Genomic DNA, 16,190 nt, shown 5'->3' on the forward strand with positions numbered 1-16,190 from the left:
AAACCAGTCAAGAAATTCGTTCCAGGTGCGAGGGTAGTCCTGTCCAGGAGTTGGCGTTAGCATCTGGGTTTCCATCCAGCTATTCTGATGCCACTGGAGCTAAATAGATACCCCTTATATTTATACAGCATCAAACCACAGGAGAAGCAGCGCCATGCAAGTCATCGAATCCACTTACGTCGTCAACCTCCGCGACTACCCCGAGGAGCTTCCGGCCAAGGAGCGCATGGCCGCCGAAACCCGGTACGCCAGGGCCCTGGAAAAGCAGCTCGGCGGCCCTGAGCAGGTGGCGGCCGCGCTGGACACCATGCAGAGCCTGGAGGAGTCGCCTCCCGAGGTGGTGTCCCCTGGCGATCTGACACTGCTCAAGGCCTGGGGCAAGGCCAGCGTGGCGGCCCGGCAGGCCGGGTTCCGGGACTTGGGGGAGGGCGAGGGCGCGTACTTTGAGGTGCGGCTGGTCTGAGAGGCTGGGAGTCCTTTATCCACGCCCGCCTGGCACGCCCATACGCCCCGGTTCGTCGTTACCAATGCTCGCCATAGCTTGAGCTATGGCTGTGCCTTGCGCCTAGATCCGAGGCGTATTGGCGCGCCTTTCGGGCCCGGCTGAAAAACTCTCAGTCTCTGCACCTGAAGGCACGCAGCACGCAATGGGGCTGACCGAGCCGCCGTGCAGGCGCGTGGTTGGTGTAGGGGCCGGGTCGCCCCCGTGCTTGCGCAACCGCCGTGGGGGCAGATACTGTGTGTACATTGCATTACCTGCACCCTCAACGCCGGAGACACAACCCCATGACCCTGCCGCTTCACCCCCTGGACCCTGACCTGTTTGCCCGCGCGCTGCCGCTGCTGGACGACGAGTGGCTGACCCGCGACCCCGAGCTGGCGCCCGGGCTGCCCACGGTGCTGGCACGCAATGTGGGGCAAGACTGGCACAAGGCGGGCACGTTTCGCCACCACCTGGTGGGCGTGACGCGCACGCTGACGGTGTGGCAGCAGCCGCGCGATGTGCGCCTGCTGGGCCTGTTGCACAGCGTGTACGGCAATGCGTTTGTGGACCTGGTGAAGTTCGACCCCGCCAAGGAGCGCGCCCGGGTGCGCGAGATTGCAGGCGAGTCGGCCGAGCACCTGGTCTACCTGTTCTGCACCCAGTCGCGCACGCAGTTTGTGCAAAAGGTGCTGGCCCATGCGCTGGAGGCCGACGGCAGCCTGGTGCTGCAAAAGGATGGGCAGGACCACGTGCTCACGCCCTACGAGGTGGCGGCCTTCATCATCGTGAGCATGGCCGACACCATTGAGCAGTGGTTCAGCTGGCAGGACGACATCTTTTCGCGCTTTCCGGACGTGCAACACCGCAACCAGAAGGCACACTGGGCCGCATCGCTCTGGCCCGGGCCCATGCGGCCGTCGGGGCGCATGGTGCACCAGATCAACGGGCTGGCCAAGGCGCTGCAGCACCCGGGGCTGAAGGACGTGCTGCCCATGCCCCCCGTGTTTGCGCATTGCTCGCAGCACCTGTCTGCTGCCAACGAGGCAGCAGCCACATCACTGTACTGGTCGGTCATCCAGCAAGACCAGCCGCTGGTGGACCTGGACGTGGCCACCGGCGTGCTGGAAAGCGCCGTGCGCCACAACCCCTGGGTGGGCGAGCCGCAGATGGTGCTGGCGCAGCTGTATCTGTCCGCTGGCCGCAAGGACGACGCCAAGGCCGCCGCCGAGAGCGCGCTGCACCTGTTCAGCGCCTGGGGCAATGCGTGGGACAAGCGCGTGCAGTGGGACGCCTGGGTGGCCTGGACGCGCATCCTGCTACAAGGCGCGACGGTGGAAGGCACCTGGCCCGAGCGGCTGGACAAGCTGAACAACGTGGCACTGCGCGGGTGACTTGGAACATCCCTCTGAGTGGCTGCGCCACTTCCCCCTTCTCCCGAATCGCTGCGCGATTCGGGAAGGGGACGCAGCCCTTGCTGCGGGACGGCCCTTGCTCGGCTGCCCTCGCCGGGCGCGCGCCAGTTTCATGAGGTGGGGGTGGGGTGGGGGCACGGGCCTTGTCTTCTTATTCGAATAAGTTGTAATGAAATGAAAACTTAGTTGTTCCTGTTTTATCGGGGAAACCCTAGGATGCGAGCCATCTCTCAACGAAAGGTTTTCCCTGTGAACAACAACAAGCGCCTTCTCCTGCAATCCGCCCTGGCCTTGGCTGCCGCTGCCGCTTTCTCGTCGGGCGCCATGGCCCAGGACAAGCCCATCAAGGTGGGCGTGACCGGCGGCCCCCACGCGCAGATTTTTGAGCAGGTGAAAAAGGTCGCCGAGAAGGACGGCCTCAAGATCCAGATCGTCGAGTTCAGCGACTACGTGCAGCCCAATGCTGCGCTGGCTGCGGGCGACCTGGATGCCAACAGCTACCAGCACAAGCCTTACCTCGATGCGCAAGTGGCCGACCGTGGCTACAAGCTGGTGTCGGTGGGCTACACCGTCAACTTCCCCATCGGCCTATATTCCAAGAAGGTCAAGAAGCTCGAAGACCTGAAGGAAGGCGCCAAGTTCGGCATCCCCAACGATCCCACCAACGGCGGCCGTGTGCTGCTGGTGCTGCAGGACAAGGGCCTGATCAAGCTGCGTGACGGCGCGGGCTTGAAAGCCACGCCGCTCGACGTGGTGAGCAACCCCAAGAAGCTCAAGTTCGTCGAACTCGACGCCGCCCAGCTGCCCCGTTCGCTGGACGACCTGGACGCCTCGGCCATCAACACCAACTTTGCGCTGTCGGCAGGCCTGAACCCTGGCAAGGACGCGATCTCGCAAGAAAACGCCAAGAGCCCCTACGTCAACCTGATCGCCGTGCGCGAAGCCGACAAGGACAAGCCCTGGGTGGCCAAGCTGGTGAAGGCCTACCACTCCGAAGAAATCAGGAAGTTCATCCAGACCGAGTTCAAGGGCTCGGTGCTGCCCGGGTTCTGAGGCCAATTGCAAGCGCACCCTTTCACGGTCAGCGCTGCAGTTCTGCGATGCGACTCCCTCTCTCGCAAGGGGGGCAGGGCCTGAGGGGCCACCCAGAAAGCGCGTGACTTTTCATGCGCTTTTGGCCCCTGGTGCTTATCCATAAAGCACCAAAAGCTATTTAAGTGATAGCAAAACACCGATCCCATTCCCGCTGCGTTGCGCCGGGCAACCTGCGGTATCGCGCTTGGATACACAATGAGAGGGTAACGTCCGGTAACACCTAACCCTCCACCATGCCCTTCGCGGAACGAATCCTCTCAGCGGCCTGGTTGAGTGCGACCACGCTGTTGTTCGTTGCCTCGCTGTGGGTGCCGGAACCTGGCGTGCGGCTGTTTCTGGACAACGCGTCCTGGACGCTGGGGTTTGGGCTCTCCGCCTTCTGGGCCTGGGGCGGCTGGCGGCGAGCGCCCCCTACCGACCGCGCGTTGCACACCGGGCTGCTGGCCTTTGCCGTGCTGGTGGCCTTGGGGCAGATGGTGTGGAACGTGCAGGTGGCGCTGGGCTGGAACCCGTTCCCAGCGCCTGCCGATCTGCTGTTTCTGGCCGGTGGGCCGCTATGGGCTGCCAGCGTCATCCGCGCCACGTTTGCGCGCCTCTCGCGCGACCGCGCCTACCCGGCAGCACTGGACTTTGGCGGCACGGTGCTGGCGCTGCTGGCGTTCACGCTGGTGATCTATCTGCCCTCGGGCGAGGTGGACTCGCTGGCCGTGGGCACGGTGCTGGTGCTGTACCCGGCCGGATTTCTCGCGGCAGCCGGGGTCACGGCGCTGGCCATTCCCACGGTGGGGGTGCGCATCGAGCGCTCTCACGTGCTGGTGCTGCTGGGCTTGCTGGGCTATGGGCTGAGCTGGATGCAGTGGAATCTCATGGTCATCAGCGGCACGGTGCAACCGGGCATCTGGTTCAACGCCAGCTTCAGTGTGTCGGCGTTGGTGCTGGGATGGGGCTCGCGCTGGATGCGTTTCGAAGTGTCGGCAGACGCCGCCTACCGCCGCCAGTGCGACCGGGCGATGAACTATGTGCCGCTGCTGTCCATGACGCTGGCCGCCATCACCCTGGTGCTGCTGTTTGTGGCCCCCGACGGGCGCGCGGGCATGCAGGCGCTGATCCTGGCGTGCTGCCTGCTGGTGCTGCTGCTGGCCGCACTGCGCCAGACGATCGTGGTGAGCCTGCTCAACCGCCTGCGCACGGCCGAGGCCGCTGTGCTACGCAACGAGGAGCTGCTGTACCGCGTGGCCCACTTTGACGCACTCACCGGTCTGCCCAATCGCCGCTACTTTGAAGACGCGCTGGAGCGTGCCGTGGCCGAGGCTGCGCGCGACACCCAGGCCGCCAACCGCCGCGTGGCGCTGTTGCTGATCGACCTGGACCACTTCAAGAGCGTGAATGAAACCTATGGCCATCGCGTGGGCGATGCGTTGCTGAGCGAGGTGGCCCAGCGCATCACCCAGCTGCTGGCGGGGCAGGGCCTGGTGTCACGGCTGGCCAATGACCAGTTCACCGTAATGCTGCTGCGCCCCGCTTCGCGCACCGAACTGGCACAGCTGGCGGCCTCGCTGTTGGAGGGCCTGGCGCAGCCCTGGGACTTGTCGGAGGTGGGCGCGCAGTACATGGGCGCCAGCCTGGGCATCAGCCTGTACCCGGACGACTCCAAGAACAGCGTGGAGCTGGTGCGCCACGCACATTCGGCGCTGCATGCCACCAAGAGCGTGGGGCGGGGCTCGTACCGGTTCTACATCGAGGAGTTCACGCAGATCACGCGCGGCCGGCTGGAGCTGCGCCGCCGCCTGCACGGCGCGCTGCAGGGAGGCGAGTTCACGCTGGTGTACCAGCCCCAGTTCAACCAGCAGCGCCAGACGGTGGGGGCCGAGGCGCTGCTGCGCTGGTCGGTGGACGGCAAGCCGGTGCCGCCCGACGAGTTCATCCCGCTGGCCGAGGAGAGCGGGCTCATCGTGCCGATTGGCCTGTGGGTGTTCGAGACCGCCTGCCGCCAGGTGGCGCAGTGGCGCGCCGAGGGCTGGCAGGTGCCGGTGGTGTCGGTCAACGTCTCCACCATCCAGTTGCGCGAGCCGGGCTTCACCCAGACCCTGCTGGACGTGACCCAGCGCGCGGGGGTGGCGCCCGCCGGGCTGGTGCTGGAGATCACCGAGTCGCAGTTGCTGGATGAGTCGCTGTACGCCATTGCGCTCGACCTGAAGAACGCGGGTTTCGCGCTGTCGATCGACGACTTTGGCACTGGCCACTCATCGCTCATCAAGCTCAAGCGCCTGCCGGTGAGCGAGCTGAAGATTGACAAGGTGTTTGTGCGTGACATCGTGGTGGACGTGAACGACCGCGAGATCTGCGCCACCGTCAATGCCCTGGCCCGCACGCTGGGGCTGGAGGTGGTGGCCGAGGGGGTGGAGACCGAGGAACAGCTGCAGTTTTTGATCCGCATGGGCTGCGAGCGCTTTCAGGGCTGGCTGTTTGCCCCGGCTCTGCCGCCCCGGCAGCTCGCCGAGCAATGGTTGCAGCGGCAGGCGCCATCCGCGGCGCAGTGACTGCGGCAATGCTTGCGCGCGGCATATCAAAAATGATAGCTGCTCAGGCATATTCCACTAGCGCATCCAGCCGTTTTGCCTTGATAAATGCGAAAACCCGGCACAGATCCGGGTTCTTGGGAGCTTGCAGGGCTTGTTGAGCCCTGGGCGCCGTCGTCCGTGAACCGCTTACGCTGCCTGCGACACGCGGGCCTGGTTGGCGGCGACGCTGGTCTGGGTGGTGATCTCCACGTCGGCCGAAGCCAGGGCGGTGGCCTTGGCGTCGGGGCCCATGGCCACACCTTCGGCGCGCACAAAACGCACATCGGTGATGCCGAAGAAGCCGAACACCACCTTCAGATAGCTCTCCTGGTGCTCCATGGCCTGGCCACCTTCGCTGGTGGAGTACACGCCGCCACGGGTGGAGGCCACGATCACCGTCTTGCCGCCAGCCAGGCCCACGGGGCCCTTGTCGGTGTACTTGAAGGTGCGGCCCGCTTGCGCCAGGCGGTCAATCCAGGCCTTGAGCTGGCTGGGGATGGAGAAGTTGTACAGCGGCGCGCCGATCACGATCACGTCGGAGGCCAGGAACTGGCTCACCAGCGCTTCGGACAGGGCGTTTTCATTGCGTTCCACCTCGGTCGCAGCGGCTTGGCCGGTGCGGAAACCCAGCGACTGGGCCGACAGGTGCGAAGGGGCCTGCTGTGCCAGGTCCAGGTATTGCACGGTGGTGCCAGGATGGGCGGCTTGCCATGCAGCCACGGTGCGGGCAGTCAGTTGGCGGGACACGGATTGATCGCCAGTGATGGCAGAGTCGATGTGAAGCAGTTGCATGAGGGAACTCCTTGGGTTCTGTGGATCGGAGCCACAGCGTGTGGCCATGGGATGAATTGTGGGGATGGATCAATTTGTTGATAAGGTAGTGAACTTGCGATAGATTGTTCTATCCATAGAACGATTGAAGTGTTACGGACCCGGCCATGCAAGACCTCAACGACATGCTGTATTTCGCCGAAGTGGTGGAGCGCGGTGGCTTTGCCGCTGCGGGCCGCGCCCTCGGCATCCCCAAGTCGCGCCTGTCGCGCCGGGTGTCGGACCTGGAGACGCAGTTGGGCGTGCGCCTGCTGCAGCGCACCACCCGCAAGCTCTCGCTGACCGAAGTGGGCGAAGCCTATTTGCGCCACTGCCAGGCCATGCGCGAGTCGGCCCAGGCCGCGGCCGACACCGTGGCCCAGGTGCAGACCACGCCGCGCGGCACCATCCGCGTGAGCTGCCCCGTGACGCTGGCGCAGACCGTGGTGGCCGAGCTGATGCCCCGGTTTCTGGCCCAGTACCCCGAGGTGCGCATCGACATGCTGGTGAGCAACCGCGCGGTGAATCTGGTGGAAGAGGGCATTGACGTGGCGCTGCGCGTGCGCCCCTCGGTGGATGACAGCGGCAGCATGGTCGTCAAGCGCCTGGACCACACCACACAGATCCTGGTGGCCAGCCCCGAGCTGCTGATCCGCCAGGGCACGCCCCAGACGCTAGACGACCTGGCCAAGCTCGACAGCATTGCCATGTCGGCCCCCGATGGCCGGTCCACCTGGAACCTGATCGGCCCCGGCGGTGTGCACCAAATGGTGCAGCACACCCCGCGTTACGTGGCGGACGACCTGCTCACGCTCAAGTACGCCGCTGTGGCGGGCACGGGCGTGTGTTGGATGCCCGACTACATGTGCCAGGAAGAAATGCGCGAGCGCAAGCTGGTGCGGGTATTGCCCGACTGGGCGCCCGCGCCCGCCATCGTGCACGCCGTGTTCCCCTCGCGCCGGGGGCTTTCGCCCGCTGTGCGGCGGTTTCTGGACTACCTGGGTGAGGCCATGCCCGGGCGCAGCAGCCTGAGCACGCGGCAGGCCATACAGGGGCTCGACGGCGCGAACATCTGAGTTGCCAAGCGCAAATACGGCGCGGGTGCACGGGTTCGGTGGGTGGCACGCTTTTTAGCGCCACAATGCAACGAATTGCAACTGTGCGGGCTGCGCCCGTCCGTGTGGTCGGCACACGCGGCGGCCCGGGGACTTTTTGTGACCGCTCCACACCCCATCGACCAAGACATCCGGCAAGCCCGCGTGCACCCTGCCGTGCGTGCCATCGTGATCCCGCCGTGCCCCGAATCGCTGCTGCGCCTGCAGGAGATCGTGGCGGCGCCCGAGCTGGACTCGACCGCGCTGGAGCAGCTGGCATCTTCCGACGTGGCCCTGGCCGCCGCCGTGATGCGGCTGGCCAACAGCCCGCTGTACGGACTGGCCCAGCCGGTGCAGACCGTGGGCATGGCGCTGACGGTGCTGGGGCTGCAACCGGCGGTGGAGCTGCTGTCGGCCTTCATCACGCGCAACGCGCTGCAGGTGCGCTCGCCGTTGCTGGAGCATTTCTGGGAAAGCTCGCAGCGCCGCGCCATCGCGTGCGAGCACATCGGCCACCAGCTCTACAGCCTGGACCCGGGCCTGGGCTACAGCTTCGGGCTGTTCTGCCATGTGGGCATGCCGGTGCTGGTGAAGGCCGTGCGGGGCTATGCAGGCACCGTGACCGAGGCCCTGGCGCGCAAGGACCGCACCTTCACCCAGACCGAGAACGCCAGCCACCGCACTGACCACGCGGTGATGGGTGCCATCGTGGCGCGCACTTGGCATTTGCCGGGCGACGTGGCGCAGGCCATCTGGCTGCACCACGACTTTGCGTGCCTGAATGACGAGCGGTTTGATTCCACCGTGCGCCACCTGGTGGCGCTGGGCCTGCTGGCCGAGTTTCTGGTCAACCAGCTCGACAACCTGCCGCCCACCCGAGAATGGTTGCAGCACGGCCGAGCCGGCATGGACCATCTGCATGTGACCCAGGACGAGCTAGACCATTGGATCGACGCACTGCACCCGGCGTTTGAGGCGGTGCGGTTCTGATGATTCTGGCGAGCGGCTGATTCGCCGCTGCCACCGAATGGGACTGACACGCCCACCCCATGCGTACGTGATGCAGCCCTGCGTAGCTTGGCGGTGCGCTTTTCAGCGCGCCGCTTCCAGCAGCTCTGCCAGGCGCGTGTGCCCCCGCTGGGCCGCAAGCTGCGCCGCATTCAGACCATCGCGGTCCACCAGCGCCGGGTTGGCGCGCAGGGCCAGCAGCCGCTGCACGGTGGGGGTGTGGCCGTTCATGGCGGCCAGCATCAGGGCGGTTTTTCCTTCGGGGTCGCGGGCATCCACTGGTGTGCCCTGTTGCACGAGCGCTTCGACCTGCTGGGTCTGGCCCGTGCGGGCGGCCTCCCAGACGGTGCTGGGCAAGGCTGCATCCAGATTTTTTTGCATGGCAGGGGCTGCCGCAGCCGTGTGGTGGTCGCGCGCTGCAGAGTCAGCCTGCGCGCTGCGGGCGGCAGGTGCGGCAGCCGGAGCGGCCTCCTGGAGAGCAGGTGCTGCTGAGGTTGCTGCGCGCTCGCGCCTTTCAGCACCGGATTCGGCTCGGGGTGCTGCTACCGTTGAGGGCGCGGGGGGTGATGCTGGGAAGCCGGAGAGGGCGCCTGCTGCGCGGGGCGCTGACAGGGCTTCTGGCTCAGTGGAAGGCGACACAGGAGCCGCCTTGGCCACGGGTTGTGTGGGTGCTGGTGTCTGCGCAGGCGCAGGGGCGGCTCCCGTGGAGGGCTTGGAGGACAAGGTGTCGGCCGACGGGCCGGTGTTGTTCCGCGTACTTTTCTGCGCGCTTTCGGGTGCGTGCGGAGTGGCTGGTGAGGGCTCTGCCGGTGGCTGCGGCGTCGGCGGGGCCGCTGGCGCAGGGGTTGCGGGCGCCGGTGCCTCGGCCCTGCGGTGGCTGAAAGCGGTGTCCCGCTCTTTGGGCATGCCGCGCTCAAACTGCAGCATCAGCAAGCCAGTCAGCCCCACCACGGCCAAGGTGGCCAGGGCCGAAATTTTCCAGCGGGCCTGGTTGGCGGCAGGGGCTGTCACTGGGGCGCCTGACGCCGATGCTGCAGCCGTGGCCGCCATCTGGGCATGCACGCGCACAGCATCGCGCACATGCGCGCCGGGGCGGGCGTCTTCCTGTTCGCTGGCTTCGTGGTAGCGCCGGACCAGCTCGTCGTCCTGCCGGGTCATACAAACTCCTTGAGGTGCTGGCGCAGACTGGCCCGTGCGTGGCGCAGGCGGCTCTTGGCGGTTTCAAAATTCACGCCGGTGGCCTCGGCAATCTCCTGCACGCTCAGGTCGCCTTCGGCCTGCAGCAGGAAGGCTTCACGCGGCTCCAGCGGCAACTGCTCTACCGCCGCAATCAGCGCAGCCGCCTGCTCGCGCGACTGCAGTTGCCGCACGGGCCCAAAGCCCGAATCAGCCACCAGCGTGTCGGCCAGCGTGCGCGCATCGTCGTCGCTCGCATCCAGGCTGGTGTGGTGCTTGGCGGTTCGCAGGTGGTCCACCAGCCGGTGGTGTGCCAGCGTGAACAGCCAGGTGCGGAACTTGGCTTTCACCTCGTAGCGGCTGGCATTGCGCGCCACGGCAAACCACACGTCCTGCAGCAGGTCGTCGGCCACGGCCTGCACCTTGACGCTGCGAAACACAAACCGCCAGACGGCCAGCTCGTGCCGGGCGTAGAGTAGGTCAAAAGCGGCCATGTCGCCCCCGGCGTAGCGCAGCATCAGCGTCTCGTCGGTGTCGCTGGCTTCGTCAGAGGGCGGGGCGGTGGGCACCCGGGCATTATGCGAGGCCCTCATCCAGCGCATACCCGGGCAAACGGGGGCGTCTTCCAAGCTTATCGAGGGTCAGGCACGTACGACGGGGTGTCTGATTGCGGAAACGCGCGGGGCGCCTGCGGTGGGGCAACGGGCTCACGGATCACGCCGGCAGCAACCAGGTTGTCGCGGCTGTCGTAGCGGATGCTGATGATTTCGTTGGGGCGGTCCTGCAGCCGGTTGAAGGTGGTGTGCGAGACAACCGAGGTCTCGCGCTGGCCGTGCGCCGTGCCCAGCTTGGCCGACGGCATGGGGGCGGCCTTGGCCACACTGTCGGAAGATTGCGAGCGGGCAGAGGATTCGGCCTCGGCCGACGGAGCTGGGGCAGCAGGCGCACCGGCAGCCCCAGCGGCTGCGGGCGACGCGGGTTCTTCCCGCAGGCGCCCGAGGCCCAGGCCGTTGTCGCGGCGCTGGCTGTAGGGCTCGGGGGTGAATGCCGGGGCCGGTTGGGGCACCGGTGGCTGTTCGCGGAACAAGGCCACGCCAATCACGCCCACATGCGCCGGGCGGCCCGTGCGGGCTGCATACGAGTTGGCGATGTGGGAGAACTCGAAGGCCGCGACCTCGCTGTTGCTCTTGCGCCAGCCGGTGATCTGGTAGCGCTCGTGGGGAGAGAAGACGTACCCGCCCTGTCCCCACCCAGCGGTTTCGCCGCTGAGCACATTGACGCCGTCCACCGAGGGCACGGCCAACACCCGCTCGCCCAGCCGGTTGCGCACGGTGATGGCATAGCGCGCACCGGGCCGCCCGGCCACCCAGTATTCGCCCCGGGCGTAGTGCACCGGTAGCGTGGCGCCGGTATCGCGGTCCACGATGGTGACATCGGCCAGGCGGCCAATGGCCTGGGCGGGAGGGCTGGTCAGCGCCATCAGGGCGGCCAGGGAGGCGTATGCCGTCAGGGCAGGGAGGGCGAGTGAACCGGGTTTCATGGCAGCTCCATCAAAAAAGTGAGGGGTGCTGGGTGAAACGAACGGGGCGGTGGAATGGGGTTAAGCCCGCGTAAAAAATCAGCTGACGCGTTCACGGGCCACGGAAATTCGCTGTTTTTAGATGATTTGGCGATTAAATAACAAGAATTAAGTCGTTTGGGTTTTAAAGCGTGGCTCGCAGAATGCCAAAGCTGTGACCACCACCACCTCCATCATCATCGTTCCCGGCTGGCGCGACTCCGGCCCCGGCCACTGGCAGAGCCTGTGGGCCGAGCGCCTGCCGAACGCGCGCCGTGTGGTGCAGGACGACTGGATCACGCCCACCCGGTCCGCATGGGTGAGCCAGCTGGAAAAGACGGTGCTGGCAGCGCCGCACCCCGTGGTGGTCGTGGCGCACAGTCTGGGCTGCATTGCCACCACCCACATGGGCCCTGAGGCTGCGGCCAAGGTCTGCGGCGCGCTGCTGGTGGCCCCGGCTGACCCCGAGCGCCGGGCCATCCTGAGCGACTTTGCGCCCGTGCCCTATGCCGCACTGCCTTACCGCAGTATCGTGGTGGCCAGCAGCAACGACCCGTTTTGCCCCATCCGTCTGGCTGGCGCCTATGCGCGGGCCTGGGGCAGCGAGTTCGTGCGCATGCAAAACGCAGGGCACATCAACATCGAGTCTGGCCACGGCGAATGGCCACTGGGCTGGGCGCTGCTGCAGTCGCTGGAAGGCGACCACGCCACCGTGCCGCAACGCCCCGCAGCCTCGACACACGCATCGTCTGCAGTCGCCTGATTGCTATATTGTTGATAGCATTTGACGCTTGATTGACAAGCACTAGAAGCACTTTTGGCTTGAAATTTCATGCGCGGGGCCTCGGTGTTCCAGAAGGCGTGCAATCGTTTCCTGGAGTCCGATGAAAAATCTATATGCCAATATACGATTAATTAACAAGAATATATTCTTTTGAGTTTTAAAGAGGCCTCCGCACAATGCGGTATCTCCAGCAATTTTTGGGCGACACACCATGACTTCTCTGAAACTCAAGACCCTCCTGGCCTCCCTGGCCCTGGCCGCGAGCGGCATGGCTGCCGCACAGAACTCGCTGCTCAACGTGTCGTACGACGTGGCCCGCGAGTTCTATAAGGACTACAACACTGCTTTTGCCGCCCACTACAAGAAGACGACCGGCCAGGACGTGAAGATCGACCAGTCACACGCCGGCTCCAGCGCCCAGGCGCGCGCCGTGAACGACGGCCTGGCCGCCGACGTGGTGACCATGAACACGACCACTGACGTGCAGTTCCTGGCCGATAACGGCGTGGTCGCCAAGGACTGGGCCAAGAAGTTTCCCAACGACGCATCGCCCACCACGTCCACCATGCTGTTCCTGGTGCGCAATGGCAATCCCAAGAACATCAAGGACTGGGACGACCTCATCAAGCCCGGCGTACAGGTCATCGTGGTGAACCCCAAGACCGGCGGCAATGGCCGCTATGCCTACCTCGCCGCCTGGGGCGCCGTGCGTGAAAAGGGCGGCACCGAAGCGCAGGCCGCCGAGTTCGTGGGCAAGCTCTACAAGAACGTGCCTGTGCTGGCCAAGGGTGGGCGTGACGCCACGGCCACCTTCCTGCAGCGCAACCAGGGCGACGTGCTCATCACCTTTGAATCCGAAGTGGTTTCCATTGACCGCGAATTTGGCGCGGGCAGGGTCGATGCCATCTACCCCTCAGTGAGCGTGGTGGCCGAGAACCCCGTGGCTGTGGTGGAGCGCACCGTGGCCAAGAAGGGCACGGCCCAGCTGGCCAAGGCCTACCTGGACTACCTGTACTCGGATGAAGCGCAGGAGATTGCCGCCAAACACGCGATCCGCCCACGCTCGGAAAAGGTGCTCAAGAAGTACGAAGCCACTTTCAAGCCGCTCAAGCAGTTCACGGTGGCCAAGTATTTTGGTTCGCTGACCGAAGCGCAGAAGGTGCACTTCAACGACGGCGGCCAGTTCGACAAGCTCTACACCCCTGGCGCCAAGTAAGCCCGCCTCGCTTCTGACTCACCTATGACCACTGCGACTGCTGTGGCCGCAGCCCCGGCCGGACGGCGCACGCCCAAGCGTGTGCTGCCCGGCTTCGGGCTGTCTCTGGGCTACACCCTGTTTTACTTGAGCATCATCGTGCTGATCCCGCTGTCGGCACTGATCTTCAAGACCTTCACCCTCACCTGGGACCAGTTCTGGGCGGCCATCAGTGCGCCGCGCGTGCTGGCTTCGTACCGCCTGACGTTTGGCGCATCGTTCATCGCGGCGCTGGTCAACCTGGTGTTTGGCCTGCTGATCGCCTGGGTGCTGGTGCGCTACAAGTTTCCGGGCAAGAAGATCGTGGACGCGCTGGTGGACCTGCCGTTTGCGCTGCCTACGGCTGTGGCGGGCATCTCGCTCACCGCCCTGCTGGCGGGCAATGGCTGGGTGGGCAGCATTCTGGAGCCCATGGGCATCCAGCTCGCTTTCAAGCCCGCAGGCATCGTGATTGCGCTGATCTTCATCGGCCTGCCGTTTGTGGTGCGCACGGTGCAACCGGTGCTGGAAGACGCCGAGAAAGAACTCGAAGAAGCTGCCACCTGCCTGGGCGCCACGCGGTGGCAGACCTTCACCATGGTCATCCTGCCCTCCATCACACCCGCGCTTCTGACCGGCTTTGCCATGGCGTTTGCGCGGGCGGTGGGTGAATATGGCTCGGTGATCTTTATCGCCGGCAACATGCCCATGGTGTCGGAGATCACGCCGCTCATCATCATCGGCAAGCTGGAGCAGTACGACTACGCAGGCGCCACAGCGGTGGCTGTGGTGATGCTGGTCATCTCCTTCATCCTGCTGCTCATCATCAACGCGCTGCAAGCCTGGCAGCGCCGCCACGCGGGGGCTCCGGCATGAGCGGCAACAACTCCCGAACCATTCGCCGCGCACAAGCGGGCACCACGGAAGCGCCGTGGGTGCGCTACACGCTGATCGGCATTGCGCTGACCTTCATGCTGCTGTTTTTGGTGCTGCCACTGGCCGCCGTGTTTGCCGAGGCGCTGCGCAAGGGCTTTGGCGCGTACCTCGAAGGCCTGCGCGAGCCCGATGCCTGGTCGGCCATCAAGCTCACGCTGATCACCGCGCTCATCGCGGTGCCGCTGAACCTGGTGTTTGGTGTGGCGGCGGCCTGGTGCATTGCCAAGTACGAGTTCAGAGGCAAGGCCTTTCTGACCACGCTGGTGGACCTGCCGTTCTCGGTATCGCCCGTGGTGGCCGGGCTGGTGTATGTGCTCATGTTCGGCGCCAACGGCTGGTTTGGCCCCTGGTTGCAGGAGCACGACATCAAGATCATCTTTGCCGTGCCGGGCATCGTGCTGGCCACCATCTTCGTGACCTTCCCGTTCATCGCGCGCGAGCTGATCCCGCTGATGCAGGCGCAGGGCAACGACGAGGAGCAGGCCGCCATCGTGCTGGGTGCCAGCGGTTGGCAGACCTTCTGGTATGTGACGCTGCCCAACATCAAGTGGGGCCTGCTGTACGGCGTGATCCTGTGCAACGCACGCGCCATGGGCGAGTTTGGCGCGGTGTCGGTGGTGTCGGGCCACATCCGGGGGCAGACCAACACCATTCCGCTGCACGTCGAGATTCTCTACAACGAATACCAGTCGGTGGCAGCGTTCGCTGCCGCCTCGCTGCTGGCTCTGCTGGCATTGGTCACGCTGGTCATCAAGACGATTGCCGAACACCGCAATGAACAGGCTCTGAAGGCCGCCGCAGAAATCCCCCCCGAGCGGCCTTCCCAAGGAACGACACCATGAGCATCGAAATCCGTAACGTCAGCAAGCAGTTTGGTGATTTCCAGGCCCTGCGCGATGTGAGCCTCGATATCGCCTCGGGCGAACTCATCGCGCTGCTGGGCCCCTCGGGCTGCGGCAAGACCACGCTGCTGCGCATCATCGCAGGCCTGGAGACGGCCGATGTGGGCACCATCCACTTCAGCGGCGAAGACACCACCGACGTGCATGTGCGCGAGCGCAACGTGGGCTTCGTGTTCCAGCACTACGCACTGTTCCGCCACATGACGGTGTTCGAAAACGTGGCCTTCGGCCTGCGCGTCAAGCCCCGCAGTGAGCGCCCGAGCGAGGCGCAGATCAAGAAAAAGGTGATGGACCTGCTCAAGCTGGTGCAGCTCGACTGGCTGGCCGAGCGCTACCCCTCCCAGCTCTCGGGCGGCCAGCGCCAGCGCATAGCGCTGGCCCGCGCCCTGGCGGTGGAGCCCAAGGTGCTGCTGCTGGATGAACCCTTTGGCGCGCTGGACGCCAAGGTGCGCAAGGAACTGCGCCGCTGGCTGCGCCGCCTGCATGACGAGCTGCATGTCACTTCGATTTTTGTGACCCACGACCAGGAAGAAGCTTTGGAAGTGGCCGACCGCGTGGTGGTGATCAATCAGGGCAAGATCGAGCAGAGTGGCTCGCCCCAGCAGGTGTGGGATCAGCCCGCCAGCCCCTTCGTGTACGGCTTTTTGGGCGACGTGAATCTGTTCCATGGGCGTGCCCACGAGGGCCTGGTGCACCTCGAAGGCATGCAGATCGACTCGCCCGAGCACCAGGCCGCACAGAACGCCAAGGCCTTTGCCTATGTGCGTCCGCATGACCTGGATGTGGAGCGTTATTCTCCCGGCGCAGGTCTGGACGCCGAGGGCCGCCCCCGTGGCATCGTGGCCCAGCTGAGCCGCGCCATTGTGGTGGGGCCGATTGCGCGACTGGAACTTATTCCCTCGGGCGACCACAAACCAGCGGACAATGCGTCCCCGGACCCCTTGATCGAAGCGCAGATCCCTGCGCAGCAGTTCAAGGAGATGGGTTTCAAAGAGGGCGAAACGCTGGTGGTGACACCGCGCCGCGCCCGAGTGTTTTTGGATCACGCCGCTGGGATTTGATTCTCCCTGAGCCGCTTCGCGTCTTCCCCCGAGGGGACGACGGCCTCTTCTGCGGGACGGCCCTTGCTGGCCGTC

At 65.4% G+C, this 16,190-nt stretch carries 15 protein-coding genes; 11 read left to right on the forward strand and 4 right to left on the reverse strand.

Annotated features, from left to right (window positions below; genetic code table 11):
• Nucleotides 1-154: 154 nt before the first annotated feature.
• The 4 genes from ASD94_RS06820 (at nt 155) to ASD94_RS06835 (ending at nt 5,531) form a co-directional block, all read left to right on the forward strand.
• Nucleotides 155-463 (forward strand): hypothetical protein, encoded by a 309-nt coding sequence (locus ASD94_RS06820; protein ID WP_056640430.1) that lies wholly within the window; start codon nt 155-157, stop codon nt 461-463.
• A gap of 323 nt (nt 464-786) precedes the next feature.
• Nucleotides 787-1,875 (forward strand): DUF6817 domain-containing protein, encoded by a 1,089-nt coding sequence (locus tag ASD94_RS06825; protein ID WP_056640432.1) that lies wholly within the window; start codon nt 787-789, stop codon nt 1,873-1,875.
• A gap of 237 nt (nt 1,876-2,112) precedes the next feature.
• Nucleotides 2,113-2,949, forward strand: coding sequence for a MetQ/NlpA family ABC transporter substrate-binding protein (locus ASD94_RS06830; protein WP_056640435.1), 837 nt, complete (start codon nt 2,113-2,115; stop codon nt 2,947-2,949).
• Between the two features lie 275 nt (nt 2,950-3,224).
• On the forward strand, nt 3,225-5,531 hold the full coding sequence (locus ASD94_RS06835) for a bifunctional diguanylate cyclase/phosphodiesterase (protein ID WP_056640439.1): 2,307 nt from the start codon (nt 3,225-3,227) through the stop codon (nt 5,529-5,531).
• 168 nt (nt 5,532-5,699) lie between these two features.
• Here the strand turns inward: ASD94_RS06835 and ASD94_RS06840 are convergent, their stop codons facing one another.
• A complete protein-coding gene (locus tag ASD94_RS06840) occupies nt 5,700-6,344 on the reverse strand; it encodes an FMN-dependent NADH-azoreductase (RefSeq protein ID WP_056640442.1) in 645 nt (214 codons plus the stop codon).
• 146 nt (nt 6,345-6,490) lie between these two features.
• On the opposite strand from ASD94_RS06840, the gene ASD94_RS06845 reads away from it, so the two are divergent.
• A complete protein-coding gene (locus tag ASD94_RS06845; RefSeq protein WP_056640445.1) occupies nt 6,491-7,438 on the forward strand; it encodes a LysR family transcriptional regulator in 948 nt (315 codons plus the stop codon).
• Between the two features lie 138 nt (nt 7,439-7,576).
• Entirely contained in the window at nt 7,577-8,446 is an 870-nt protein-coding gene (locus ASD94_RS06850; protein ID WP_056640639.1) for an HDOD domain-containing protein, read from the forward strand.
• Nucleotides 8,447-8,548: 102 nt separating this feature from the next.
• Here the strand turns inward: ASD94_RS06850 and ASD94_RS06855 are convergent, their stop codons facing one another.
• The 3 genes from ASD94_RS06855 to ASD94_RS06865 are packed head-to-tail and all read right to left on the reverse strand — an operon-like array spanning nt 8,549 to nt 11,180.
• Nucleotides 8,549-9,622, reverse strand: coding sequence for an ankyrin repeat domain-containing protein (locus ASD94_RS06855; protein WP_056640448.1), 1,074 nt, complete (start codon nt 9,620-9,622; stop codon nt 8,549-8,551).
• Nucleotides 9,619-10,233, reverse strand: a complete 615-nt coding sequence (locus ASD94_RS06860) for a sigma-70 family RNA polymerase sigma factor (RefSeq protein ID WP_056640642.1) — start codon at nt 10,231-10,233, stop codon at nt 9,619-9,621. The genes ASD94_RS06855 and ASD94_RS06860 overlap by 4 nt, the downstream gene beginning before the upstream one ends.
• Nucleotides 10,234-10,271: 38 nt before the next feature.
• A complete protein-coding gene (locus ASD94_RS06865) occupies nt 10,272-11,180 on the reverse strand; it encodes a hypothetical protein (protein ID WP_056640451.1) in 909 nt (302 codons plus the stop codon).
• 193 nt (nt 11,181-11,373) lie between these two features.
• Between ASD94_RS06865 and ASD94_RS06870 the strand changes: the two genes are divergently transcribed.
• From ASD94_RS06870 to ASD94_RS06890, 5 genes are all read left to right on the forward strand, one after another.
• On the forward strand, nt 11,374-11,961 hold the full coding sequence (locus tag ASD94_RS06870) for an alpha/beta hydrolase (protein WP_056640454.1): 588 nt from the start codon (nt 11,374-11,376) through the stop codon (nt 11,959-11,961).
• A 232-nt stretch (nt 11,962-12,193) separates the two neighbouring features.
• On the forward strand, nt 12,194-13,198 hold the full coding sequence (locus ASD94_RS06875; protein ID WP_056640456.1) for a sulfate ABC transporter substrate-binding protein: 1,005 nt from the start codon (nt 12,194-12,196) through the stop codon (nt 13,196-13,198).
• 24 nt (nt 13,199-13,222) lie between these two features.
• A complete protein-coding gene (cysT, locus tag ASD94_RS06880) occupies nt 13,223-14,092 on the forward strand; it encodes a sulfate ABC transporter permease subunit CysT (RefSeq protein ID WP_056640459.1) in 870 nt (289 codons plus the stop codon).
• A complete protein-coding gene (gene cysW, locus ASD94_RS06885; protein ID WP_056640462.1) occupies nt 14,089-14,994 on the forward strand; it encodes a sulfate ABC transporter permease subunit CysW in 906 nt (301 codons plus the stop codon). Before cysT ends, cysW begins: the two co-directional genes overlap by 4 nt.
• Nucleotides 14,991-16,115: a sulfate/molybdate ABC transporter ATP-binding protein gene (locus ASD94_RS06890; protein ID WP_056640465.1), complete on the forward strand. Its 1,125-nt coding sequence runs from the start codon at nt 14,991-14,993 to the stop codon at nt 16,113-16,115. Before cysW ends, ASD94_RS06890 begins: the two co-directional genes overlap by 4 nt.
• Nucleotides 16,116-16,190: the final 75 nt, after the last annotated feature.

The sequence above is a fragment of the Acidovorax sp. Root70 genome, assembly GCF_001428225.1.
In the GTDB taxonomy this organism is placed as follows: domain Bacteria; phylum Pseudomonadota; class Gammaproteobacteria; order Burkholderiales; family Burkholderiaceae_C; genus Acidovorax.